The organism is Kitasatospora mediocidica KCTC 9733, assembly GCF_000744225.1.
GTDB classification, from domain to species: Bacteria; Actinomycetota; Actinomycetes; order Streptomycetales; family Streptomycetaceae; genus Kitasatospora; species Kitasatospora mediocidica.
In genome coordinates this window covers 524,028-547,343 of record NZ_JQLN01000007.1, presented here as the reverse complement: position 1 = coordinate 547,343, position 23,316 = coordinate 524,028, and the positions used below count along the sequence as shown (strand labels likewise).

The window sequence follows — 23,316 nt, the reverse complement described above, 5'->3', positions numbered from 1 at the left end:
CCGAAGGAGTCGCCCCGTGCCGACCACCACCCCCTCCCGTACCTCGGTCGAGATCGCCTCGCAGCCCGACTGCTGGCGCCGGGCCGCCGCCACGCTGTCCGAGCACACCGCCGCGCTGCCCCGCCGGGGCGAGCGGGTCGCGGTGATCGGTTGCGGCACCTCCTGGTTCATGGCGCAGTCCTATGCGGTGCTGCGCGAGAGCGGCGGCCACGGCGAGACGGACGCGTTCGCCGCCTCGGAGTTCCCCGGCGCGCGCGGCTACGACCGGGTGCTGGCGATCACCCGCTCCGGCACCACCAGCGAGGTGCTGGCGCTCCTGGCCCGGGTGCGCGGCACGGTGGCCACCGGCGCGATCACCGCCGACCCCGCCACGCCGGTCATGACGGCCGCCGACGCCGTCGCCGTCCTGGACTTCGCGGACGAGGAGTCGGTGGTCCAGACCCGCTTCGCCACCACCGTCCTCGCCCTGCTGCGCGCCCACCTGGAGGCCGAGGACGCCGTGGCGCCCGGGGTGCGCACCGTCGCCCAGGCGGCCCTGGACGCCGAGCGGGCCGTGCACCGGCCACTGGACGAGGAGGTCCTCGGCGCCGAGCAGTTCACCTTCCTCGGCAGCGGCTGGACCAACGGGCTGGCGCTGGAGGCCGGGCTGAAGATGCGCGAGGCCGCGGGTGCGTGGACCGAGGCCTACCCGGCGATGGAGTACCGGCACGGCCCGATCGCCATCACCGGACCGGGCCGGGTGGCCTGGATGTTCGGCACCCTCCCCACCGGCCTTGCCGCCGACATCGCCCGGGTCGGCGGCACCCTGGTGGCGGGCTCCCAGGACGTTGCCGAGGACCTGGACCCGCTGGCCGACCTGATCCTCGCCCAGCGGCTGGCGGTCGCGGTCGCCGAGGCCCGCGGCCTCAACCCCGACCAGCCGCGCAACCTCACCCGCTCGGTCGTGCTGGAGCGCGCCGGTGCCTGAGCACCGGGGCGCCGGCGAGTGCGTGATCGCCCTGGACGTCGGCGGCACCGGCATGAAGGGCGCCCTGCTCGACCGCGACCTGAAGCCACTGCTGACGCTGCGCCGCCCGACCCCCCGGGCGGCCGGCCCGGACGCCGTGCTGGCCGAGATCGCCGCCACCCTCGGCGAACTCGCCGACCGGGCTACCGCGTTGGGCCTGACGATCCGGCAGGCCGGGGTGGTGGTCCCCGGCATCGTCGACGAGGAGAGCGCCCGCGCGCGCTACTCGGCGAACATCGGCTGGCGTGACCTGCCGCTGGCCGAGATCCTCGCGGAGCGCACCGCGCTGCCCGTGACGCTGGGACACGACGTGCGGGCCGGCGGCTATGCCGAGTCCGTCCTCGGCGCGGCCCGCGGTGCCCGTGACGTGCTCTTCGTGGCCATCGGCACCGGCATCGCCGCTGCCGTGATCAGCGACGGACGCCCGGTCCGGGCCGGCGGCTACGCGGGTGAACTGGGCCACCTGGTCGTCGAACCCGGCGGCGCGCCGTGCGGCTGCGGCAACCGCGGCTGCCTGGAGACGGTGGCCTCCGCCTCGGCCGTCGCCGCCGCCTACACCGCCCGCACCGGACGCGCCGTCGAGGGCGCCGACCAGGTCGCGGCCCTGGTGGAGTACGGCGACCCGGACGCCCGCGCGGTCTGGCAGCGCGCCGTCGACGCTCTGGCCGCCGCCCTGGCCGTCGCCGGCACGCTGCTCGCCCCCGAGCTGATCGTCCTCGGCGGCGGTCTCGCCGAGGCCGACGACCTGCTGCTCGAACCCGTCCGCGCCGCCCTGGCCTCGCAGTTGACCTTCCAGCGCCGCCCGCGCGTGGTGCGCGCGGTGCTCGGCGACGAGGCCGGCTGCCTGGGCGCGGGCCTGTACGCCTGGGACGCCACCGCTCCCTCCACCGCAAAGGCGCTGGCACCGTGATCCTGACCGTCACCCTCAACGCTGCCCTGGATGTCACCTACTTCGTCGACGCCCTGGTCCCGCGCAGCTCGCACCGCGTCGACGCGGTCCACGAGCGCGCGGGCGGCAAGGGCGTCAACGTCGCCCGGGTCCTGAGCGCCCTGGGGCAGCCGGCCGTTGTCACCGGCCTTGCCGGCGGTCCCACCGGCGCTCTGCTGCGGGCCGAGCTGAGCGCCGTCGGCCTGCGCGACGAACTCGTCCCGATGACCGGCGACTCCCGGCGCACCCTGACCGTCGTCTCGCGCGACGACGGCGACGCCACCGTCTTCAACCAGGCCGGACCGCAGGTCCACCCCGCCGAGTGGGCGGCCTTCACCGACCGCTACGCCCGGCTGGTCCGCGACGCCGCCGTCGTGGTGCTGGCCGGCAGCCTGCCGCCGGGCCTGCCCGAGGACGCCTACGCGCAGCTCGTCACCCTCGCCGCGGCGCACGGCGTCACCACCGTGCTGGACACCAGCGGCCCGCCGCTGCTGGCCGCGCTTCCCGCCGGGCCCGACGTGATCAAGCCCAACACCGCCGAACTCACCGCCGCCACCGGGCAGCACGACCTGGTTCACGCGGCCGCCCGGCTGCGCGCGCTGGGCGCCCGGACGGTGGTCGCCTCGGACGGCCCGCGCGGGCTGCACGCGATCACCCCGCAGGGCAGCTGGCGCGCCACGCCGCCCGAGCGGCTGGCCGGCAACCCGACCGGCGCGGGCGACGCCTGCGTTGCCGCGCTGGCCGCCGGACTCGCGGCCGGCACGCCCTGGCCCGCGATCCTGCGCGAGGCCGTGGCGCTGTCCGCCGCCGCCGTCCCGTGTCCCGTCGCCGGCGACTTCGACGCCGACACCTACCACCGCCTGCGCAGCACCGTCCCCGTGGAGGAAGCCCATGCCGCTCACCCCGACCGCTGAGATCACCCGCGCCGCCGTCACCGCATCCGTCGGCGTCGGCGCGTTCAACGTCGTCCAGATCGAGCACGCCGAGGCCATCGCGGCCGGCGCCGAGGCGGCCGGGCGCCCGGTGATCCTCCAGATCAGCGAGAACACCGCCCGCTACCACGGCGGCCTCGCCCCCATCGCGCTGGCCACCCTGGCGATAGCCCGGGCCGCGAGCGTCCCGGTCGCCGTCCACCTCGACCACGCCGAGTCGGCCGACCTGGTGCGCGAGGCGGTCGAACTCGGCTTCACCTCGGTGATGTTCGACGCCGCCACGCTCGCCTACGAGGAGAACGTCGCCGCCACCCGCGAGATCACCGCGCACTGCCACCGGCACGGCGTCTACGTCGAGGCCGAACTCGGCGAGGTCGGCGGCAAGGACGGTGCCCACGCCCCCGGCGTGCGCACCGACCCGGACGAGGCCCGGGCGTTCGTCGCCGCCACCGGCGTGGACGCGCTCGCGGTGGCGGTCGGCAGCTCGCACGCGATGCTCACCCGCGACGCGGTCCTCGACTACGCGCTGATCGGACGGCTGCGCGCGGCCGTCGCCGTCCCGCTGGTGCTGCACGGCTCCTCGGGCGTGGACGACCAGGGTCTGACCCGCGCGGTGGCGGCGGGCATGACCAAGGTGAACGTCTCCACCCACCTCAACAAGGCGTTCACCCGGGCCGTCCGCGACTACCTGGACGCCCACCCCGAGACCGCCGACCCGCGCAAGTACCTCGGCCCCGCCCGCGACGCCGTCGCGGCGGAGGTGGCCCGCCTGCTGGGGGTGCTGACCGCGTCCTGAGGAGCAGCAGCGTCGGGTGGATCGATACTGGCCCTTTTTCCGTTCGCCGGGGCGCGTTCGATCATGCGTGCGAGGCCGGTGCGGCCGGCTTGCCGACCGCACCGGCACTCGGTGGGACACCGGATGCCGAGGCGCCAAGTCCGCACTTCTGTAGCTGGTGTGACGGTCGGTGAGAAAGTTGTGTTGGAGCCTCAGGTGACGGTTGTTGCTCCCGGGGAGTCTGTGGCGGGCCGACCGGAGGCTTGGCCGGAACACCTGTGCTGCCCGGCCCGGCGCGGATTTGGTGCGTTCACAGGGGAGGGGGCGGCGGGAAAGGATACCGACGGCCTGGTCCGTTTCCGGACCGGGGTTCTCGGTACACCAACCTGAGGGGAAGCCTCGTGCAGTTCCGCATTCTGGGTCCGATCGAGGTCTGGAACGGCCGGCGGGTCGATCTGGGTGGGCCGAAGCAGCGCACCTTGATGGCAGCCCTGCTGCTGGGCGCGGGCCGGGTGCAGTCGGTCGACCGGCTGGTCGAGGCGCTCTGGGGGGACCGTCCGCCCGCCAGCGCGCACAACCTGGTCAGCGTCTACGTCTACCAACTGCGCAAGCGGCTCGGCCCCGAGGGGGCGTCGGTGCTGCTGACGGCCCCTCCGGGCTACCTGCTGCAGGCCGAGGAGGGCGGCATCGACCTGCACGCCTTCGAGCAGCTGGCCGCCGAGGCCCGGCAGGCCGCCCGGCGCGGCGACCACCGGCTCGCGGTCTCCCGGTTCCGCGCCGGACTCGCGCTCTGGCGCGGGCCGGTGGTCTGCGGCGTCGAGTCCGCGCTGCTGGAGCGGCTCTACCTGCCGCAGCTGGAGGAGGCCAGGCTGACCGCCCTGGAGGACCTGGTGGACAGCGAGTTCGCGTTGGGCAACCCGGCCGGGCCGATCGGCGAACTGCGCACGCTGGTGGCCAAGCACCCGTTCCGCGAGCGGCTGCACCACCAGCTGATGCTGGCGCTCTACCGCTCCGGCCGGCGGGTCGAGGCGCTGGAGGCGTACTGGCGGGTGCGCGCCCTGCTGTCCGAGGAGATGGGCATCGATCCGGGGCAGCGGCTCCAGGAACTGATGCAGGCGATCCTCGCCGACGAGCTGCCGCCCGCCGCCTCCCCGGGCGCCGCGCCGAGCGGCCCGGACCGTCCGGCGGCCGGGGTCGTGGGCGCGGTCGCGGGTGTGGGCGTGGGCGTGGGTGTGGGCGGGAGCATGGTGGTGGCCGGGCAGTCGCCGGCGCCGGCCATGCAGGCCCCGGCGGCGGTGGAGCTGGTCGGCCGCGGCGCCGAGCGGCGGTTGCTGCGCGAACGGTTGCAGGGGCCCACCGGTGACGGCGCGGGTGGCGGCCGGGTGGCGGTGATCGGCGGGCCGCCCGGCGTCGGCAAGAGCGCCCTGCTGGCCCAGTGCGCCCAGGACCTGCGGGCGCACTACCCCGACGGGCAGCTCTACGCCGACCTCGCCGACACCCCGGTCGCGGACGCGCTCGCCGACTTCCTGGTCGCGCTCGGCGTGCCCCGCGGCGAACTCCCGCAGGGGACCAGCCGGCGGGCCGGGTTCTTCCGCGGCGTCACCTACGGCCTGCGGGTGCTCGTCCTGCTGGACAACGCGCCGTCCGAGCGCCAGGTCCGTCCGCTGGTGCCCGCCTCGCCGGGCAGCGCCGTGCTGGTCGCGGCCGACGGACGGCTCGCGGCGCTGGAGAGCGCGGTGGACCTGGACCTCGGGCCGCTCGACCCGCAGGCCGGGCTGGCGATGCTGGAGCACCTGGTCGGCCGGGCCAGGGTGGCCGCCGAGCGGAAGGCCGCCGAAGAGCTGGTACGGCTCTGCGACGGCCTGCCGCTGGCGCTGCGGATCGCCGGTGCCCGCCTCGCCGTCCGCCCCGATCTGCAACTGGCCCGGCTCGCCCACCGGTTGACCGACCGCGAGCGCCGGTTGGTGGAACTGCGGGTCGGCGACCTCGATCTGCGCGGCCGGTTGGTCCGCGGCTACCAGCGACTGGACCCGCCCGCCCGGGAGCTGTTCCGGCGGCTCGGCAGCGTCCCGCCAGGGGTGCTGACCACCGGCCGGCTGGCCGAACTGGTCCAGGGCGACCCGACGCCCGCCGCGGACAGCCTGGTGCAGGCGCACCTGCTGACCATCGTCGGCTGGGAGGACGGTGCCGGCCCGCGCTACCGCCTGCTCGGCCTGCTGCGGGACTTCGCCGAGCAGCTGCACCGCGCCGAGCGGACGCGGACGACGCCGTTCGACTACCTCGCCGTCGGCGCCTCGCCGTCCAGACCCTGGGCCGGGGCGCCTGACACCGTCAGGTAGGGCCCGGCGTCGGGTGCGGTGGTGATCACGCCGTCCAGCAGCGGGCCCCAGCGCCCGCCGTCCAGCCAGCCGGCGCAGGCCGCGGCCCAGTCGGGCTCGGCCGTCCGCCGGTCGAGCTGGGACCACAGGGCGGCCAGCCGGTGCCGGGCGCCCGTGCAGTGCAGGTCGGCCAGCAGGGCGGCATCCGCTTCGCCGTCGGTCTCACCGTCGTCCGCCGCCCCGGCCGCGCTGCGGGCCAGGACGGCGGCGACGGACAGCAGCTCGTTGGCGATCCGGCCGAGCGTGATCAGCAGGTGCTCCTGGACGAACAGGTCGGCCGGGTCCGCGTGGCGCTGCGCCAACTCCCGGCAGACAGCGCCGAACTCGGCGGCCTGCGCGGTGGCGAACCGGGCGTGTTCGCGGTTGCGGGTGCTGAGTCCGGCGGGCTGCGCGGGGACGGGGACCGGCCCGGCCGGTACCCCCGCCCCGGCGTAGTAGCAGGACGTCAGCCGTCCCTGGGCGGCGAACTTGTCGAGCAGGAAGTCCACCCCGCCCGCCACCCGCAGCCCCCGGGCGTCCCGGAAGAAGCGCTCCACCGGCAGCGGCTCGGCGCCCCGCCGGGCCTTGCTGACCGCGGTCTCGAAGCCCTCGCCGCCCAGCAGGCCCATCGTGCGGTCGATCACCCGCCAGCAGGTGAGCGAGGCGATGTTCTTCAGCGCGGCGTGCTCGAAGAGGGTGTCGGACTGGCGCGCGCCGAGCAGCGTCCAGCGGGTGACACTCTCGATCGCGTACACGTCCGCCAGCGAACTGCCCACCAGCCGCTGGACCTCCTGGTACGAGCCGAGCGGTCGGCCGTCCACCGTACGGCGGTTGACGAACTCCCGCGACCAGTGCAGGCACAGCCGGGCGATGGCGAGAGCGGGCGCGCCGATCACCAACGTCCGTGCCAGGAAGCCGATCTCGGCCAGCTCGCGCGAGCGGCGCAGCTCGGTGTTGCTCCCGGCGAAGGCGTGCGAGCGCGGCACCCTGACGTCGGTCAGCCGCAGCGCCGCGTTGGGCGCGCCGCCCAGGCCCATGAAGTCGTGCCGGGCGTAGGCCTCGAAGCCCGGGGTGGCGGTGTCCACGAAGAACGCCTGGGTCTGCGGCGCGCCGTCCACCTCGACGGTGGCGGTCACGTCCATCAGCCCGGCGATCGCGCCGTTGCCGATGAACACCTTCTCGCCGTTGAGCAGGTAGGACTCACCGTCCTCGGACAGGGTCGCGGTGGTTCGGCGCAGGCTGTTGGCCGTCCCGGCGGGTTCGGCGTCCGCCCCGGCCGAGACGGTGCCGGCCGCCACCTGCTCCCGGATCAGCTCCCGCAGCGGCCCCTCACCCAGCAGCGGGAGGTAGGCGCCGGAGCCGAAGCCGTTGCCGATGCCCATCGTGAAGGCCACCGCGCTGGACCAGCTCGCCGCGGCCTGGACCAGCCGGAAGGCGTTGGCGGCCGACAGGCCGCGCCCGCCGAGCTCCGGGTCGATCATCAGCCGCAGGTAGCCGCGCTCGCGCAGCTCACTCAGCACCCGGTCGGGCAGCCGGCGTTCCAGGTCGACCCGGGTGGGGTCGACGTGTGCGCGCAGGAAGGCGGTGAACTCGGACAGTTCGCCGTCGCCCGCCTTCGCGTCCGCCGGGTCCTGGGCAGGGAAGTCGCTCATCAGGTCCCAGCGCAGCCGGCCCCGGTAGAGCTCGTCCAGGAAGCTCTCCCGCGCGGGCTCAGGCGGCACGGGGGAGCCCGGTGCGCTGGACCGCGTCGAGGACGATCCGGTGGACGGCGTCATGCTGCTCCCTCAGGTAGAAGTGGCCGCCGGGCAGGAAGTGCAGGTCGGACCAGCCGGTGGTGTGGGCGGCCCAGTCGCGCAGCCCGCTCTCCGGTTCGGTGTCCTCGGTGCCGCCGAGGACCACCACCGGGCACTCCAGCAGCGGTCCGGGCGCGTGGCGGTAGCCGTCCAGCACCGCGAAGTCGGCGCGCAGGCAGCCCAGGATCCGGCCGCGCAGCTCCTCGTCCTCGAAGACGTCGGCGGGCAGCTGCCCGAAGCGGTCCTGGACGGCGTCGAGCACCGCGGCGTCGCTCAGGCCGGAGAGCGGCGCACGAACCGGCTGGTGGACGGGGGCGCACAGCGCGGAGGCGAAGAGCAGATCGGGCCCGGGGCGCCCGGCGGCCCGCAGGGCGCGGGCCGTCTCGTAGCCGACCAGCGCCCCCAGGCTGTGGCCGAAGAAGGCGAACGGTCCGGTGAACCGCGCCTCGGTGACCAGCGCGCCGACCAGCTCGTCCATCCGCTCGTACGGGTCCTCCCAGAGCCGGCCGGCCCGGCCCGGCGCCTGGACCCCCCACACCTCGATCCCGGGCAGGCCCTCGGCCCAGCGCAGGTACTCCCCGGGGGAGCCGCCGCTGTGCGGGAAGCAGTACAGCCGCAGCCGCGCGTCGGGCCGGCGCACGCGGCAGGTGAGCCAGCGCGATCGGTCGGGTGTCATCGGTTCTCCTCCTCCTGGATCACGGGAAGCAGCCGGGCCACGGTCGGCGCGCGGAAGACGGCGCGGACCGCGAGCTTGACGCCGAAGGCGCGGTGCACCTGGGTCACCAGGCGCGAGGCGATCAGCGAGTCGCCGCCGAGCTCGAAGAAGTCGTCCTCCCGGCCGACCTCGCCGATCCCCAGCACCTCGCCGAAGACCGCGGCCAGCCGCCGCTCCGGCTCGTCCCGGGCGGCGCTGAACTCCTGGGCGAGATCGGGCCGTTCGAAGGCCAGCTCGACGTCCGGCTCGAAGGCCAGCTTGACGTCGGGCTCGAAGCCCGGCTCGGCCTCCGGCAGGGCGGTCGCCGTGGTCGGCTCCCCCGCCTGGCTCGCCAGCCGGTAGCGGGCGTGCTGGAACGGATAGCCCGGCAGCACGGCGCGGCGGCGCGGGGTGTGGTGCAGGCCGGTCCAGTCCAGCTCGACGCCGGCCGTCCAGGCGCCTCCGGCCGCGTTCAGCAGCGCGGTGCGCGCGGGGGTCTCGTCGCTCGGGTGCGGGAGGCTGGCCAGCACGGTGTGCCCGGGGCCGGTGCGCGGGTGGCGCCGGGTCAGGGTGCTGAGCGTGTGGCTGGGCCCGACCTCCAGCAGCACCTGGTCCGGCTCCACGAGCAGGGTGTCCAGCGCGGCGCCGAACCGGACGGTCTCGCGCAGGTGGCGCGCCCAGAACGCCGGGTCGCAGGCCTCCTGGGCGCTCACCGGACGGCCGGTGGTGTCGGAGATCCAGCGCAGCGTCGGCGGGCGCAGCGCGATGCCGCCCATCCACGCGGTGAAGTCCGCGATCGCCGGTTCCACCAGCGAGGAGTGCGCCGCGCTGGTGATGTGCAGGGCCCGGCAGTCCACCCCGCCGGCGGCCAGCTCGGCGCCGAAGCCCGCGACCGGCTCGGCGGGGCCGGAGACGACGCACTGGCCGGGGCCGTTGACCGCGGCCAGCGAGAGCGATGCGGGGAGCAGCGCGGCGAGTTCGGCCTCCGGCAGGGCGACCGCCAGCATCGCGCCCTGCGGCAGGGCGCCCAGGATCCGGCCGCGCTCGACCACCACCGCCAGCGCGTCGGGCAGCGAGAGCACCCCGGCGACACAGGCCGCCGCGTACGAGCCCAGGCTGTGGCCGAGCACGGTGGCGGGGTGCACGCCCCAGGAGCGCCACAGCTCGGACAGCGCGAACTCCACGGTGAAGACGGCGGGTTGGGCGAGTTCCATGCTCTGCAGATCGGGTCCGGCCGGGCCGCCCGAGGGGTAGAGCACCGTGCGCAGGTCCACCCCGAGGGCGGGGGAGAGCAGTTCGGCGCAGTGGTCCACGCTCGCGCGGAACACCGGTTCCCGGTCGTAGAGTTCGGCCGCCATGCCGGTGTGCTGACCGCCCTGGCCCGGGAACAGGAACCCCACGGCGGGCGGCCCGCCGCGCACCGGCGCCCGCCGGGCACTGCTGCCCAGCGCGGCGGCGGCCTGCGCGTGGTCGGCGCCGAGCGCGAACGCGCGGTGCGCGAACTGCGCCCGTCCGGTCTGCAGGGTCCAGGCCACGTCGGCGAGTTGCTCGCCGGGCCGGGTCTGCCGCGGGTCGGCCAGCCGGCTGCCGAGGCCGGCCACCGCCTGGTCCAGCGCGGTGGCGGTGCGCGCGGAGACCACCAGCAGCTGCCGGTCGGTCTCCGGCGCGCTCGCTGCGCGGGTCGGTGGCTGCTCCAGCACCGCGTGGGCGTTGGTCCCGCCGATGCCCAGCGAGTTGACGCCCGCGCGGCGCGGGACCGGGCCCTTGGGCCATGCGGTCAGGGCGGTGGCGACCGTGAACGGACTCGCGTCGAAGTCGATCTCCGGGTTCGGCTCCTCGAAGTGCAGGCTCGGCGGGATCAGTCCGTGCTCCACCACCAGCGCGGCCTTCATCAGTCCGAGCACGCCGGCGGCGGTGTCGGTGTGGCCGAGGTTGCTCTTCAGCGAGCCGATCCGGCAGAACCCCTTCTCGGCGGTGCCGGCCCGGAACGCCTGGGTGAGCGCGCTGATCTCGATCGGGTCACCCATCGGGGTGCCGGTGCCGTGCGCCTCCAGATAGCCGATGGTCGCCGGGTCGACTCCGGAGAGCGTGTGCGCGGCCAGCACGGCCGCGGCCTGTCCGGAGACGCTGGGGGCGGTGAAGCCGATCTTGTCGCTGCCGTCGTTGTTGACGGCGGTGGCGCGCAGCACGGCGTGGATGTGGTCGCCGTCGGCCAGCGCGTCGGCCAGCCGCCTGAGCACCACCACGCCCGCGCCGTCCGCCCCGACCGTGCCGCCCGCCTTGGCGTCGAAGGCGCGGCAGTGCCCGTCCTGCGAGATCACGCCCCCCTCGGTGTAGCCGCCCAGCGCGTACGGCACCTGGACGGTGACCCCGCCGGCCAGTGCGAGGTCGCACTCGCCGGCCAGCAGCGCCTGGACGGCCAGGTGCACCGCCACCAGCGAGGTCGAGCAGGCCGTCTGCACGGTGACCGCCGGGCCGGTGAGGCCGAGCTTGTAGGAGACCCGCGAGGTGAGGAAGTCCGCGGCGGTGGCCATCCGCAGCTCCCAGCCGGGCACCGTGCGGGACAGCACCGGGTCCTCCCGCAGCCGGTGGGCGTGCGAGGACTCGCCGCTGCCGCCGTAGACCCCGATCTGCCCGGCGAACCGGGCCGGATCGCAGCCGGCCCGCTCCAGCGCCTCCCAGCAGCACTCCAGGAAGACCCGGTGCTGCGGGTCGAGCATCAGGGCCTCGCGCGGGGAGTAGCCGAAGAAGGCGGCGTCGAACCGGTCGGCCTCCTCGAAGATCCCGTACGCGGGGACGTGGCCCCCGTCGCCGGCCTCGGGGAAGCGGGTGATCAGCTCGTCGCCGTCCACCAGGTGGCGCCAGAACCGCTCCACGCTCGCGGTGCCGGGGAACCGCCCGGCCATCGCGACCAGGGCCACCAGGGCGCCGTCGTCCTCGTCGTCGTAGTCGTGCTCGGCGGTGGTGTTCACGCGGCACCCTCCGCGGCGAGGTCCGGCTGCGCGGCGGGCGCGGCCGGCGGCTCGTTGCGCAGCACCCTGGGCGTCAGCAGCAGCGGCAGCAGGGCGGTCGCGTTGAGCGCGGCGGCCGTCCAGAGGTAGCTGCGGATGCCGGGGCCGTCCGCGATCACGCCGGCCAGGGCCGAGCCCAGCGGGATGGTGCCCCACATGACGAAGCGCATGGTCGCGTTCATCCGGCCCTGGAGGTGGCGGGGCGTGACGATCTGGCGCAGGCTCACCTGGCCGATGTTGTAGACCATCACGCCCATGAAGGTGATGAAGAGCGCCAGCCCGAAGGTGGCCAGCCCGCCTGCCAGCGGCAGCAGCCAGGCCCCCGCGTTGAAGACCAGCACACCGGTCAGGATCAGCCCGCCGAAGCCGAACCGCTTGCGGATCGGCTCGCAGGCCATCGCGGCCAGCAGCCCGCCGGCGTTGCCGATCGCCACGGCGACGCCGACCAGGCCGGGGGCCAGGTGCAGGGTCCGGGTACCGAACATCACGATCACCGCCAGCACGCCGCCGAAGGCCAGGTTGGCCAGCGCGGTGCAGAGCGCCAGGGCGCGCAGCACCGGATTGCCCAGGACGAACCGCAGGCCCTCGGCGACCTCGCGGCGCAGGCTGCGCGGCTCGCCCGGGGTGCGCTCCGCGCGGGTCTCGGGGGCGCGGATCATCGACAGGAACCCGGCGGAGAACAGATAGCTGAGGCTGTCCGCCAGGATCGCCGCCGGCGCGGAGACCAGCGCGACCAGGAAGCCGCCGACGGTCGGACCGGCCAGCTGGCTCATCGACAGTGAGGTCTGCAACTTGCTGTTGCCCTCGACCAGTTGCTCGTCGTCGAGCAGGGCGGGGAGCATCGACTGGTGGCCGATGTCGGAGAACACCGTGCAGCCGCCGACCACAAAGACCGCCGCGTACACCAGCGGCAGGCTGAGGAAGCCCAGCCAGTGGGCGACCGGCAGCAGGCACAGGGCCACCGCCCGGCCGAGGTCGGCGGTGATCAGGATCGGGCGGATCGGCAGCCGGTCGATCCAGACCCCGGCGGGCAGGCCGATCAGCAGGAACGGCAGGAACTCGAAGGCGGCGAGGAGGGTGGTCTGGAGTGGGGAGGTCTTCAGCAGGACCAGTGCCAGCATCGGCATGGCCACCACGGTGACCTGGGTGCCGACCGAGCTGACGGTCTGCGAGGCCCACAGGCGGCGGAAGTCGGCGTGGCGCAGCAGGCCGGGGCGCTCGCTCATCGGGCGGCCGCGTCACGCAGCGACTTGGGGCGCATGTCGGTCCAGACCTCGTCGATGTGGCGCAGGCAGACGTCCTTGGCGCCGCTCACGCCGTCCGGGGTCCAGCCGGGCGGGAGGTCCTGGCCCTCGGGCCAGATGGAGTACTGCTCCTCGTGGTTGACCACGACCAGGTAGCTGCGATCCTCATCGAACATGGTGGGAGTTCTCCTTGGTGTCGGTGGTGCTGTCGGTGTCGGTGGTGGCAGGGGTCGCGCGCAGGGCGGAGCGGCGGCCCAGCAGGCGCCGACGGCCCTCGGCGCGGGTGTCGGGACGGGCGGGCCCGGCCGCCGTCCCGCCCTCGCCCGCCGCCGGGGTGGCCAGTGCGGTGGCCAGCGCGGCGATCGTGGGGTGCTGGTAGAGGGTGACCATCGGCAGCCGGCGGCCGAGTGCCTCGGTGAGCCGGCCGTGCACGGTGGCCAGGGCGAGTGAATGGCCGCCCAGGTCGAAGAAGTTGTCGTGGACGCCGACCTCGTCCAGGCCCAGCACCGCGCGCCAGATGCCGGCCAGCGTGCTCTCCAGCTCCGAGCGGGGCGCGGTGCCCGGGCCGGTGCGTGCGGCGGTGGGGTCGGGTGCGGGCAGCGCGGCGGTGTCCACCTTGCCGTTGGCGGTCAGCGGGATCCGGTCCACCGGCACGAAGGCCCGTGGCACCAGGTAGGCGGGGAGCAACTCGGCCAGGTGCGCGCGCAGTTCGTCCGCGCCGACGACTCCGGCCGCACCGGGGTCGGCCACCAGGTGGGCGACCAGGGCCGGGGCGCCCCAGGCGGTGGAGGCGCTCACCACGGCCCGGGCCACCGCCGGGTGCGTCAGCAGCGCCGCCTCGACCTCGGCCGGCTCGATCCGGTAGCCGCGCACCTTGATCTGGTCGTCGCCGCGCCCGAGCAACACCAGGGTTCCGTCGGGCAGTTGGCGCGCCCGGTCGCCGGTGCGGTGCAGGCGCGCGCCCGGCCGGCGGGGGAACGGGTCCGGGACGAAGCGCTCGGCGGTCAGGCCGGGTCGGCCCAGGTAGCCGCGGGCCAGGCCCGCGCCGCCGAGGTAGAGGTCGCCGGCCACGCCCGGCGGCACGGGTTGCAGCCGGGCGTCCAGCACCAGGGCCCGGGCGCCGGCGATCGGGCGGCCGATCGGGACCGGCAGCTCGGGATCGGCGTGGGTGACCGGGTGGACGGTGGCGGTGATCGCGGTCTCGGTCAGGCCGTAGCCGTTCATCAGCGGGACGTCGCAGGCGTCCTGCCAGGCCAGCACCGCCGTCGCGTCCACCCGCTCGCTGCCGACCACCAGCAGGCGCAGCGACGATGGCACGGGGGAGTGCGCGAGTTCGGCCGTCCACTGCTGCCAGTAGCCGGCCGGCAGGTTGGCGACGCTCACCCGCTCGGCGGCCAGCGTGCGGGCCAGCGCCTCGGGCGCCGGGGTCGGCTCCGGCAGGACGACGGCGCAGGCGCCGGCCAGCCAGGTCGGGTAGAGCTCCTCCAGCGAGACGTCGAAGTTGACCGGGGCGAACTGCAGGACGCGGTCCGCGCCGGTGAGCGCGTAGCGGTCCCGGACGGCCTGCGCGTGGTTGGCCAGCGCCCGGTGCGGGACGGCGACGGCCTTGGGCTCACCCGTCGAGCCGGAGGTGAAGATCACGTACGCCAGGTGGTCCGGCTCGGCGCGCCGTTCGGGATCGTGCTCGGGCCGGCCGGTCAGGTCCAGGGTGTCCAGGCGGAGCACCGCCGTCGCCGAGCCGGCGAACCGCTCGGCGTCCTGCGCCGAGTCCGTGAGCAGCAGGCGGGCGTCCGCCGCGTGCACCAGGGCGGCCAGCCGACGGGACGGCTGGACGGGATCCAGCGGCAGGTAGCAGCCGTCCGCCTTCAGGACGGCGAGGACCGCCTCGGCGTAGCGGGCGCCGCGCGACAGGCAGAGCGCGACGCGGTCGTCCGGGCCGACACCGAGCGCCCGCAGGTGGTGGGCGAGTCGGTTGGCCCGCGCGTTGAGCGTGCCGAAGTCCACGCCGGCGCCGTCCACCGAGAGGGCGGGAGCGCCGGGGGTCCGGGCGGCCTGCGCGGCGAACAGCTCGTGCACCAGGGCGGTGGCGGGGTGCGCGGGTTCGGCGCCGGCCCACTGCTCCAGCACCGCGCGGCGCAGCGGCGGGGCCAGCAGCGGCAGCCGCCAGACGTCGGTGTCCGGCTCGTCCAGTCCGGAGGTCAGCAACAGGCGGTAGCTGTCCACGAGTTGTTCGGCCGTGGTGCGGTCGAAGAGGTCGCTGTCGTAGGCCAGTGCGAGTTGCCGGGCGCCGGGCCGGTCGGGGTCCGGGCGCAGCGACAGGTCCAGGTCGAACTTGGCGGTGCTCGGCAGGACGTCGAGCGGTTCGACGTCCAGGCCCGCCAGTTCGGGCCGGGTCGGGGCTGCGTGCTGGGCGGTGAAGACCGCCTGGACCAGCGGTGCGCGGCCCACCGCCCGCTGTGCCTGGGCGACTTCGACCAGCTTCTCGAACGGGACCTGGTCGTGGCCGAAGGCCGCCAGCGCCGAGTCCCGGACCCGCTCGACGAGTTCGGTGAACCCGGGTGCGCCGCTCAGGTCGACGTGCAGCGGCAGGGTGTTGACGAAGAAGCCGACCATCTCCTCCAGTTCGGGCCGCGGCCGGCCGGCCACCGGGGTGCCGACCAGCAGCCGTTCGGCGCCCGACTGCCGTGCCAGCAGCAGCGCGTAGGCCGCGAGCAGCACCATGAACGGGGTGGCCGACAGGCGGCGCGCCAGCGCGGTCACCCGTTCGGTCGTGGGGCGGTCGAGGGTGGAGAGCACCAGGTCGCCGCGGGCCTCGGCAGCCGGTCGGCGCGGTCGGTCGGCGGGGATCTCCAGGACGCTCGGCGCGGCGGCCAGGTAGCCCTTCCACCAGTCGAGTTGGCGCGCCAGCGCCGGACCGGAGAGCCGCGCGCGCTGCCACACCGCGTAGTCCGCGTACTGGACGGGGGCGGGCCGCACCGGAGTGAGCCGGTCCGCGTAGTCGGCCGTGAGGCCGCGCAGCAGCACGTCCAGCGACCAGCCGTCGCAGATGGCGTGGTGCAGGCAGAGGCCGAGCAGGTGGTCCTGTTCGCCGACCCTGGCCAACCGGGCCCGTACCAGCGGCCCGCCGTGCAGGTCGAACGGTTCCTCGGCCCAGGCGACGGCCAGCTCCCGGGCAGTGCGCTCGCGCCGCTCGGCCGGCAGCTCGCTCAGATCGGTGAGCGGCAGCGGCAGTTCGAGTTCCGGGGCGATCACCTGGACGGGCTCGCCGGCCGGGTCGGTGCCGAAGGTGGTGCGCAGGCTCTCGTGCCGGTCGACGGCGCGTTGCAGCGCCTCGCCCAGCGCGGCACGGTCGAGCGGGCCGCGCAGCCGCAGGGTCAGGTGCACGTTGTAGGTGGAGCCGGGTCCGGAGAGCTGGTCCAGGAACCAGAGGCGCTGTTGGGCGAAGGACAGCGGCAGGGGCGAACCCCGGCCGACCGGGGTGAGGGCGGGGGCCCGGCTGCGTCCGGGGCGGGGCGGCGTGTGGTGGTCCGGCACGGCACTTCCTGTTCTCTGCACGCTCGGTGGGGTCGCCGAGCCGGGCGCGGGCGCCGCGGGGTGAGGGGCGCTGCCGACGGTTGCGGGCAGCGCCGTGCGGCCGGCCGGCGCACGGTCCGCGCGCTTTCCGACGAGTCCGAAAAGGAGGAGGCGGCCCGATGGGGCCTTCCGGGACGGATCCTGTCGGGCCGGCCCGGGGCGGGTCAAGGGAATGCGGATAAAGGGTTCCTCAATCGCTCCTGAGCCGTTTCTCCATAGCGGCAGGCGACGGTGGGGGACACCATGACTCAGACCATTGGGCGCTTCGGCGCCGACCGTGACTTCGCGCCGACAACCCCGGCCCCGATGTCATTCGCCCAGGAACAGCTGTGGCTGCTGCACCAGTTGCTGCCAGAGCCGCAGGCCTACAACGTGCCCGGCGCATTCCTGGTCCGAGGCGATCTCGACCCGGGAATCCTGACCCGTACCCTGACCGAACTGGCGCTGCGGCACGAACCCCTGCGCACCGCGCTCGTCGAGGACGACGGCGAGTTGTTCCAGGAGGTGCTGCCCGCCGACGAGTTCCGCCCGCCCCTGGAGTGGCACGACCTGCGCGCGCTGGCGCCGGCCGAGCGGGAGGCCCGACGCCGGGACCTCTCGCTGCGCGAGTCCAGCACGACCTTCGCGCTCGACCGGGCGCCGCTGTGGCGCGCGGTCCTGCTGCGGACCGCCGAGCGTGAGCACGTCCTGCTGCTGACCATGCACCATGCCATCACCGACGGCTGGTCGCTGGAGCTGCTGTTGCGGGAGATCTGCCTCCTCCACCCGGCCGTGGCCCAGGGCCTGCCCTCACCGCTGGCGCCGCTGGCGTTCAGCCAGGCCGGGTACGCCCGCCGCCAGCGCGAGCGGCTGGCGGCCGGCGGGCTGGACCGCGAACGCGCGTACTGGCGCGGCGCGCTGGCCGGAGCACCGGCCACCATGCCGGTGCTGGCCGGCCGGGAGCGGCCGGCGAAGCCGACCTACCGCGGCGACGCCGTGCAGATCTCGCTCCCCGCCGAGCTGCACGAGGGCGTCCTCGCCCTGGGCCGGCGGCTGCGCGCCTCGCCGTTCATGGTCTACCTGGCCGCGTTCAAGGCGCTGATCCACCGCTACACCGGCGGCACCGACCTGCTGGTGGGCACCCCCGTGGCCGGACGGTCCGGTCCGGAGGAGGAGCAGCTGGTCGGCTATTTCGTCAATTCCCTTCCGCTGCGGACCGATGTCTCCGGTTCGCCGACCTTCGAGGACCTGGTACGCCGGGTTCGCGGCACCGCACTGAATGCGCTGGACCACCAGGAACTGCCGTTCGAGGAGATCGTCCGGGAACTCGCCGGAAGCCGTGGAATCACCCATCACCCGGTATTCCAGACGCTTTTCGCCCTCACCCGGCTTCCGGCCCGCTGGGAGGGCGAGGGAATCACGATCGAGCCGGTCGAGGTGACCCGTAACGGCACGGCGAAATTCGACCTCTCGCTGATGCTCTACGAGAGCGGCCAGGGGCTGCGCGGGGCACTGGAGTTCTCCGCCGACCTGTTCGACCACGACCGGATCGAACGGCTGGCGGCGCACTGGACTGCGCTGCTGGCCGCCGTGCTGGCCGACCCCGGCCTGCGGGTGGACGGTCCTGAACTGCCGTCCCCCGACCCGGCCGACCGCCCCGAGCCGGCGGTGCCACCGGTCGCCCCCGCCGTGCCGTCGCCCGGTGAGGGCGGCGGCGAGGCGAGCCGGCAGGTGCTGCACGGCATCTGGTGCCAGGTGCTGGGTGTGCCGGAACTCGCCCCGGACGACGACTTCTTCGAGTTGGGCGGCCACTCGCTGCTGGCGATCCGGATCACCGCGCGGGCGAGTGCGGCCTTCGACGTGGACCTGCCGATGACCGCGCTGTTCCAGAACCCCACCCTGGCCCGCTTCAGCGCCGCCGTGGACGCGGCCGTCGCCGAGGCCGAGGCCGACGACGCCCTGACCGACACCGCAACCGACCCCCTGACCAGCGAAGGAACGTCATGACCCCGACGACGACCGTCACCGACTCGCTCTGCGTCCACCAGCTGTTCGAGACCCGGGCCGCCGCCCGCCCGGACAGCGTGGCGCTGGCCACCGAAACCGAGGAGCTCGACTACGCCGAGCTGAACCGGCGCGCCAACCGGCTGGCCCACCTGCTGATCCGCACCGGCATCGGCCCCGACCGGCCGGTGGGCCTGCTGCTGGAGCGCTCGGCCGAGTTCGTGGTCGCGGCCCTGGCGGTGCTCAAGGCCGGCGGCTGCTATGTGCCGCTGGACGCCGGCTACCCCGCCACCCGGCTGGCCACGATGGTGGAGGACACCGAGGTCTCGGTGGTCCTGACCCGCTCCGACCTGGCCGACCGGCTGCCGCCCCACGACGCCGTGGTGCTGCGACTGGACGAGATCTCGGCGCTGCTGGAGACGCTGGGCGAGGAGAACCCCGCCGTTGCGGTCGGCCCGGACCAGCTGGCCTACATCATGTACACCTCGGGCTCCACCGGGCGCCCCAAGGGCGTGATGGTCCCGCACCGCGGCGTCGTGCGGCTGATCCGCGAGGCGGACTACGTCCGGCTGGGCCCCGACGAGGTGCTGCCGCTGCTCTCCTCGGTCTCCTTCGACGCCTCGACCTTCGAGATCTGGGGAGCGTTGCTGAGCGGCGGCCGGCTGGTGGTCGGCCCGCCCGCGGCGCCCTCGCTCTCGGACCTCGGCCGCCTGGTGAAGCGCCACGGCGTGACCACCCTGTGGCTGACCGCGGGGCTCTTCCACCTGGTGGTGGACGAGGACCCGGACGCGCTGAGCGGCGTGCGCCAGCTGCTGGCCGGCGGCGACGTGCTCTCGGTCGAGCGGGTCCGGGAGTTCCGCGCCCGCCACCCCGAGTGCCGGGTCGTCAACGGCTACGGCCCGACCGAGGGCACCACCTTCACCACCTGCTTCCCGGTGCCGGACGACTGGCGGCCCGAGGGCTCGGTGGCGATCGGCCGGCCGATCGGCGGCACCTACGTCCGGGTGCTCGACCAGGACCTGCGGCCGGTCGCCGCCGGGGAGCCGGGCGAGCTGTTCGTCGGCGGCGCGGGCCTGGCCCGCGGCTACCTCCACCAGGCGGGCCGCACCGCCGAGCGGTTCATCGCCGACCCGTACGCCGAGCTGCCGGGCGCGCGGCTCTACCGCACCGGCGACCAGGTCCGCGAGCTGGCGGACGGCACGCTGGAGATCCTGGGCCGGCTGGACCGGCAGGTGAAGATCCGCGGCTACCGGGTCGAGTTGGGCGAGATCGAGACGGTGCTCCGCGCCCACCCCGGGGTCCGCGACGTGGTGGTGCTGGCCCACGGCGACAGCGTCGAGGACCGCCGGCTGGTCGCCTACCCGGTGCTGCACGGCGGCGCGGACGGCGCGGACGGCGCGAACGGCGCACCGGGCGTCCTGGCCGACCTGCGGAGCTGGGCGGGTGCGCGGCTGCCGGAGCAGCTGGTGCCCGGGACCTGGTGCCCGCTGGACGTGCTGCCGCTGACCACCAACGGCAAGGTCGACCGCGCCGCGCTGCCCTCACCGGCCGCCTACGCCAAGGCCGTCAAGGAGGCGAAGGCGGCCAAGGAGGCCGGCGCCGCCGAGGAGGAGGCGGTGGCGGCGGTGTTCGCGCAGGTCCTGGGCCTGGAGAAGGCCGGCCCGCAGGACGACTTCTTCGAGCTCGGCGGGCACTCGCTGCTGGCCACCAAGGTGGTCGCCCGGCTGCGCCGCTCGCTCGGGGTGGACCTGCCGATCAGCGCGGTCTTCGACCACCCCACGGTGGCGGCGCTGGCCGGACAGGCCCGTACCGCCCGGCTCGCGGCCACGGCCTCGAACGCGGTGGCATCATGACAGACCGTCAGTTCCTGGAACAGGAAGAGCCGGTGCATCTGGCGGTGGCCCGCCGGGCCCGCCTCGCACCCGAGGCGCCCGCCGTCGCCGAGGATCGTCTGACGCTCAGCTACCGGGAGTTGGACGACTGCGCCGAGCAGCTCGCGGCCCGGCTGCGCGCCGCCGGAGCGGGCGTCGGCCGGGTGGTCGCGGTGCTCGCGCCGCGCGGCGCCGCCGCGGTGGCCGGGGCGCTGGCCGTGCTGAAGTCCGGCGCCGCCTACCTCCCGCTGGACCCGACGCAGCCGGCCGACCGGCTGGGGCGGATCCTGGCGACGGCCGGCGCCCACCTGGTGGTCGCCACCGCCGAGGCGGCGGGGCGCGCGCCGGTCGCGGCCGACCGGATCGTGCTGGTCGGCGCCGATCCGCGCACCCCGGCCGGGCCGGTGGTCGAGCCCGCTGTGCCCGTGCCGACTGTGGGGCCCGACGACACCGCCTACCTGGTCTTCACCTCGGGATCCACCGGTGAGCCCAAGGGGGTGATGGTCGCCCACCGCTCGCTGGCCAACCTCTGCCACTGGCACCGCACGGCCTTCGCCATCACGGCCGAGGACCGGTTCAGCGCGGTCTTCTCGCCGGGCTTCGACGGCGCGGTGGCCGAAATCTGGCCCGCGCTGACCGCCGGTGCCTGCTTGCGGATCGCTGACCCCGCCGACGTCCAGGAGCCGGCCCGGCTGCGCGACTGGCTGCTCGCCGGGCAGGTCAGCGTCGCGCTCTTCCCGACCCCGCTGGCCGAGGCCCTGTTGCCGCTGGAGTGGCCCGCCCGGTGCGCGCTGCGCGTCGTCCACGCGGCCGGCGACCGGCTGCGCGCCCGCCCGGCGCCCGGCCTCCCGTTCCGTCTCGGCAACGCCTACGGCCCCACCGAGAACACCGTCTGGAGCACCGGCGGCGAGGTGGACCCGGTCGGCGAGGGCCTGCCCGACATCGGTCGGCCGACCGCCGGCGCCCGGGTGCGGATCCTGGACGGGAGCCTCGCCGAGGCGGCCCCCGGGCAGCCCGGCGAGATCCACCTCAGCGGCCCGGGGCTCGCGCTGGGCTACGTCAACCGCCCGGGCCTGACCGCCGAGCGCTTCGTCCCCGACCCGCTCACCCCGGGCGGGCGGATGTACCGCACCGGGGACCTGGCCACCCGGCAGACCGACGGCCGGATCGCCTTCCTCGGTCGGGCCGACCGGCAGGTGAAGATCCGGGGCTTCCGGATCGAGCCCGGCGAGATCGAGGTCGCCCTGCGCGCGCACCCCACGGTGGCGGACGCCTATGTGACCGTCCAGCACCAGGAGGTCGGCGACCGGCTGGTCGCGTACGTGGTGCCGAACGGCGTGCGGGAGTGGACCAGCGCGAGCGAACTGCGCGCCCACGTCGAGCAGCGGCTGCCCGAGTACCTGCGGCCCAGCGCGTACGTGGCGCTGGAGCGGCTGCCGATGACGGTCAACGGCAAGGTCGACGCGGCCGCGCTGCCCGCGCCGCGCCCCACGCGCCGATCCCCGGGCGAGGCGCCGGCCGCGCCGGGCACCGCGCTGGAGAAGGCCGTCCTGGCGGCCTGGTGCGAGGTGCTGAAGACCGACCGGCTCGGCGTACACGACGACTTCTTCGAGCTGGGCGGCTACTCCCTGCTCGCGGTGGGCATCATGGAGCGGCTGCGGCCGGTGCTGGGCGCCTCGGTGCCGGTCGGCGCGCTCTTCGAGCACCCGACGGTCGCCCGGCTGGCTGCCCACCTGGAACCGCTGGCGAACCGGCCGGACACCGGCGCTCCGCGCACCTGGCGGCACGAGGAGTCCCGGCGCACACCGCTCTCGCTGCTCCAGGAGGAGGTCTGGTTCCTCGCCAAGGTCGCCCCCGACAGTCTGGCCTACAGCACCCAGACCACCCTGCGGGTGCGCGGGCCGCTGGACCAGGACGTCTTCGACCGGGTGCTGACCGAGGTGGCCCGCCGCCACGAGATGCTGCGCACCACCTTCGAGGAGGACGAGGACGGCCAGGCCTGGCAGCTGGTGCACGATCCGGCGCCGGTCCGGGCCGACCGGATCGACCTGCGCGAGCTGTCCGAACCGGAGCGCGCGCAGCGGCTGCGCGAGCTGGTGGCCGAGCGCACCGCGCTCCCGTTCGACCTGGGCCGGCTCCCGCTCTACCGCTGGACCGCCTTCCGGCTGGCCGACGACGAGTACGAACTCCTGCTCGTGGAACACCACTTCGTCCACGACGGCTGGTCGTACGTGGTGCTCACCCGGGAGATCACCGAGCTCTACGCCGCCCTGCTGCCGGGCGACCCCTCGCCGCTGCCGGAACTCGCCTACCAGTACGGCGACTTCGCGCGCTGGCAGCGCCAGGCCGCGGCCGGCGACGAGCTGGCCGACCGGCGTGCCTACTGGCTGGAGCAACTGGCTGGCGCGCCGGGCGTGCTGGGCCTGCCCACCGACCGGCCCCGGCCGCGCCGGCAGAGCTACCGGGGCGGTCAGCTGCGTTTCGATCTGCCGCCCGCCCTGCCGGGGTTGATCCGCGACCTGGCCCGCGAGGCCGCGGCGACCCCGTACATGGTGATGCTGGCCGCCTTCGCCGTGCTGCTCCAACGCCGCACCGGCGGACGGGACCTGTGCGTCGGCTCGGGCTTCGCCAACCGGCGCGGCGAGACCGAGGACCTGCTCGGGATGTTCGTCAACAGCGTGGTGCTGCGCTGCCCGGTGCCGGCCGGGGCGAGTTTCCGCGCGGTGCTGGGCGAGGCCCGCCGCACCGTCCTGGGCGCGACGGCCCACCAGGACTACCCGTTCGTCGAGTTGGTGCGCGCGCTGCGCCCGCCGCGCGATCTCGGGGTCAACCCGCTGTTCCAGGTGATGTTCAACTTCCACGACACGCCGGCCACCGAGCTGGCCCTCGGCGGCTCGCCGGTCACCGTCTTCGAGCACGCCAACGGCTCCGCGAAGACCGACCTCAACATCATCGTGATCCCGCACGGCGTCCGCAGAGTCGGCGAGGACGACTTCCTGGACGACCGGATGACGGTGATGTGGGAGTACAGCTCGGACCTCTTCGACCTCGACACCGTCCGCTCGATGGCCGACGAGTACGTGCACCTGCTGGAGACCCTGATCGCCACCCCGGACGCGCCCCTGGAGTGACGCCCGGTCGCGGGGGTG

Annotated in this window: 14 protein-coding genes; 8 read left to right on the top strand and 6 right to left on the bottom strand. The window is 75.0% G+C overall.

Going from position 1 to position 23,316, the window contains the following annotated elements:
• Nucleotides 1–16 precede the first annotated feature (16 nt).
• The 5 genes from BS80_RS32770 to BS80_RS32750 all read left to right on the top strand — a co-directional run bounded on the left by BS80_RS32770 (nucleotide 17) and on the right by BS80_RS32750 (nucleotide 5,980).
• Entirely contained in the window at nucleotides 17–967 is a 951-nt protein-coding gene (locus BS80_RS32770; RefSeq protein WP_035804942.1) for an SIS domain-containing protein, read from the top strand.
• On the top strand, nucleotides 960–1,916 hold the full coding sequence (locus BS80_RS32765) for an ROK family protein (protein ID WP_035804940.1): 957 nt from the start codon (nucleotides 960–962) through the stop codon (nucleotides 1,914–1,916). Before BS80_RS32770 ends, BS80_RS32765 begins: the two co-directional genes overlap by 8 nt.
• The gene (locus tag BS80_RS32760) at nucleotides 1,913–2,848 is read left to right on the top strand and encodes a 1-phosphofructokinase family hexose kinase (protein WP_035804938.1); all 936 of its coding nucleotides are present in this window, start codon (nucleotides 1,913–1,915) and stop codon (nucleotides 2,846–2,848) included. The genes BS80_RS32765 and BS80_RS32760 overlap by 4 nt, the downstream gene beginning before the upstream one ends.
• Nucleotides 2,826–3,662 (top strand): class II fructose-bisphosphate aldolase, encoded by an 837-nt coding sequence (locus tag BS80_RS32755; RefSeq protein ID WP_035804936.1) that lies wholly within the window; start codon nucleotides 2,826–2,828, stop codon nucleotides 3,660–3,662. The genes BS80_RS32760 and BS80_RS32755 overlap by 23 nt, the downstream gene beginning before the upstream one ends.
• Nucleotides 3,663–4,042: 380 nt before the next feature.
• Nucleotides 4,043–5,980, top strand: coding sequence for an AfsR/SARP family transcriptional regulator (locus BS80_RS32750; RefSeq protein WP_051967518.1), 1,938 nt, complete (start codon nucleotides 4,043–4,045; stop codon nucleotides 5,978–5,980).
• Here the strand turns inward: BS80_RS32750 and BS80_RS32745 are convergent.
• The 6 genes from BS80_RS32745 to BS80_RS32720 are packed head-to-tail and all read right to left on the bottom strand — an operon-like array spanning nucleotide 5,917 to nucleotide 16,274.
• Entirely contained in the window at nucleotides 5,917–7,773 is a 1,857-nt protein-coding gene (locus BS80_RS32745; RefSeq protein ID WP_051967517.1) for an acyl-CoA dehydrogenase family protein, read from the bottom strand. The two genes, BS80_RS32750 and BS80_RS32745, sit on opposite strands and share 64 nt — an antisense overlap.
• Entirely contained in the window at nucleotides 7,709–8,467 is a 759-nt protein-coding gene (locus tag BS80_RS32740) for a thioesterase II family protein (RefSeq protein WP_035804934.1), read from the bottom strand. The genes BS80_RS32745 and BS80_RS32740 overlap by 65 nt, the downstream gene beginning before the upstream one ends.
• Nucleotides 8,464–11,457, bottom strand: coding sequence for a type I polyketide synthase (locus tag BS80_RS32735; RefSeq protein WP_035804931.1), 2,994 nt, complete (start codon nucleotides 11,455–11,457; stop codon nucleotides 8,464–8,466). Before BS80_RS32735 ends, BS80_RS32740 begins: the two co-directional genes overlap by 4 nt.
• A complete protein-coding gene (locus tag BS80_RS32730; RefSeq protein ID WP_035804928.1) occupies nucleotides 11,454–12,722 on the bottom strand; it encodes an MFS transporter in 1,269 nt (422 codons plus the stop codon). Before BS80_RS32730 ends, BS80_RS32735 begins: the two co-directional genes overlap by 4 nt.
• Nucleotides 12,719–12,916: an MbtH family protein gene (locus BS80_RS32725; RefSeq protein ID WP_035804926.1), complete on the bottom strand. Its 198-nt coding sequence runs from the start codon at nucleotides 12,914–12,916 to the stop codon at nucleotides 12,719–12,721. Before BS80_RS32725 ends, BS80_RS32730 begins: the two co-directional genes overlap by 4 nt.
• A complete protein-coding gene (locus BS80_RS32720; protein WP_051967516.1) occupies nucleotides 12,906–16,274 on the bottom strand; it encodes a non-ribosomal peptide synthetase in 3,369 nt (1,122 codons plus the stop codon). The genes BS80_RS32725 and BS80_RS32720 overlap by 11 nt, the downstream gene beginning before the upstream one ends.
• 282 nt (nucleotides 16,275–16,556) lie before the next feature.
• On the opposite strand from BS80_RS32720, the gene BS80_RS32715 reads away from it, so the two are divergent.
• Genes BS80_RS32715 through BS80_RS32705 form a run of 3 tightly spaced genes read left to right on the top strand, consistent with a single transcriptional unit; the run spans nucleotide 16,557 to nucleotide 23,298 of the window.
• Nucleotides 16,557–18,299: a condensation domain-containing protein gene (locus BS80_RS32715; RefSeq protein ID WP_051967515.1), complete on the top strand. Its 1,743-nt coding sequence runs from the start codon at nucleotides 16,557–16,559 to the stop codon at nucleotides 18,297–18,299.
• Nucleotides 18,296–20,149 carry a non-ribosomal peptide synthetase gene (locus BS80_RS32710; protein WP_051967514.1) on the top strand — a complete coding sequence of 618 codons (1,854 nt, stop codon included), beginning with the start codon at nucleotides 18,296–18,298 and terminating at the stop codon, nucleotides 20,147–20,149. Before BS80_RS32715 ends, BS80_RS32710 begins: the two co-directional genes overlap by 4 nt.
• Nucleotides 20,146–23,298: a non-ribosomal peptide synthetase gene (locus BS80_RS32705; RefSeq protein ID WP_083975621.1), complete on the top strand. Its 3,153-nt coding sequence runs from the start codon at nucleotides 20,146–20,148 to the stop codon at nucleotides 23,296–23,298. Before BS80_RS32710 ends, BS80_RS32705 begins: the two co-directional genes overlap by 4 nt.
• Nucleotides 23,299–23,316: the final 18 nt, after the last annotated feature.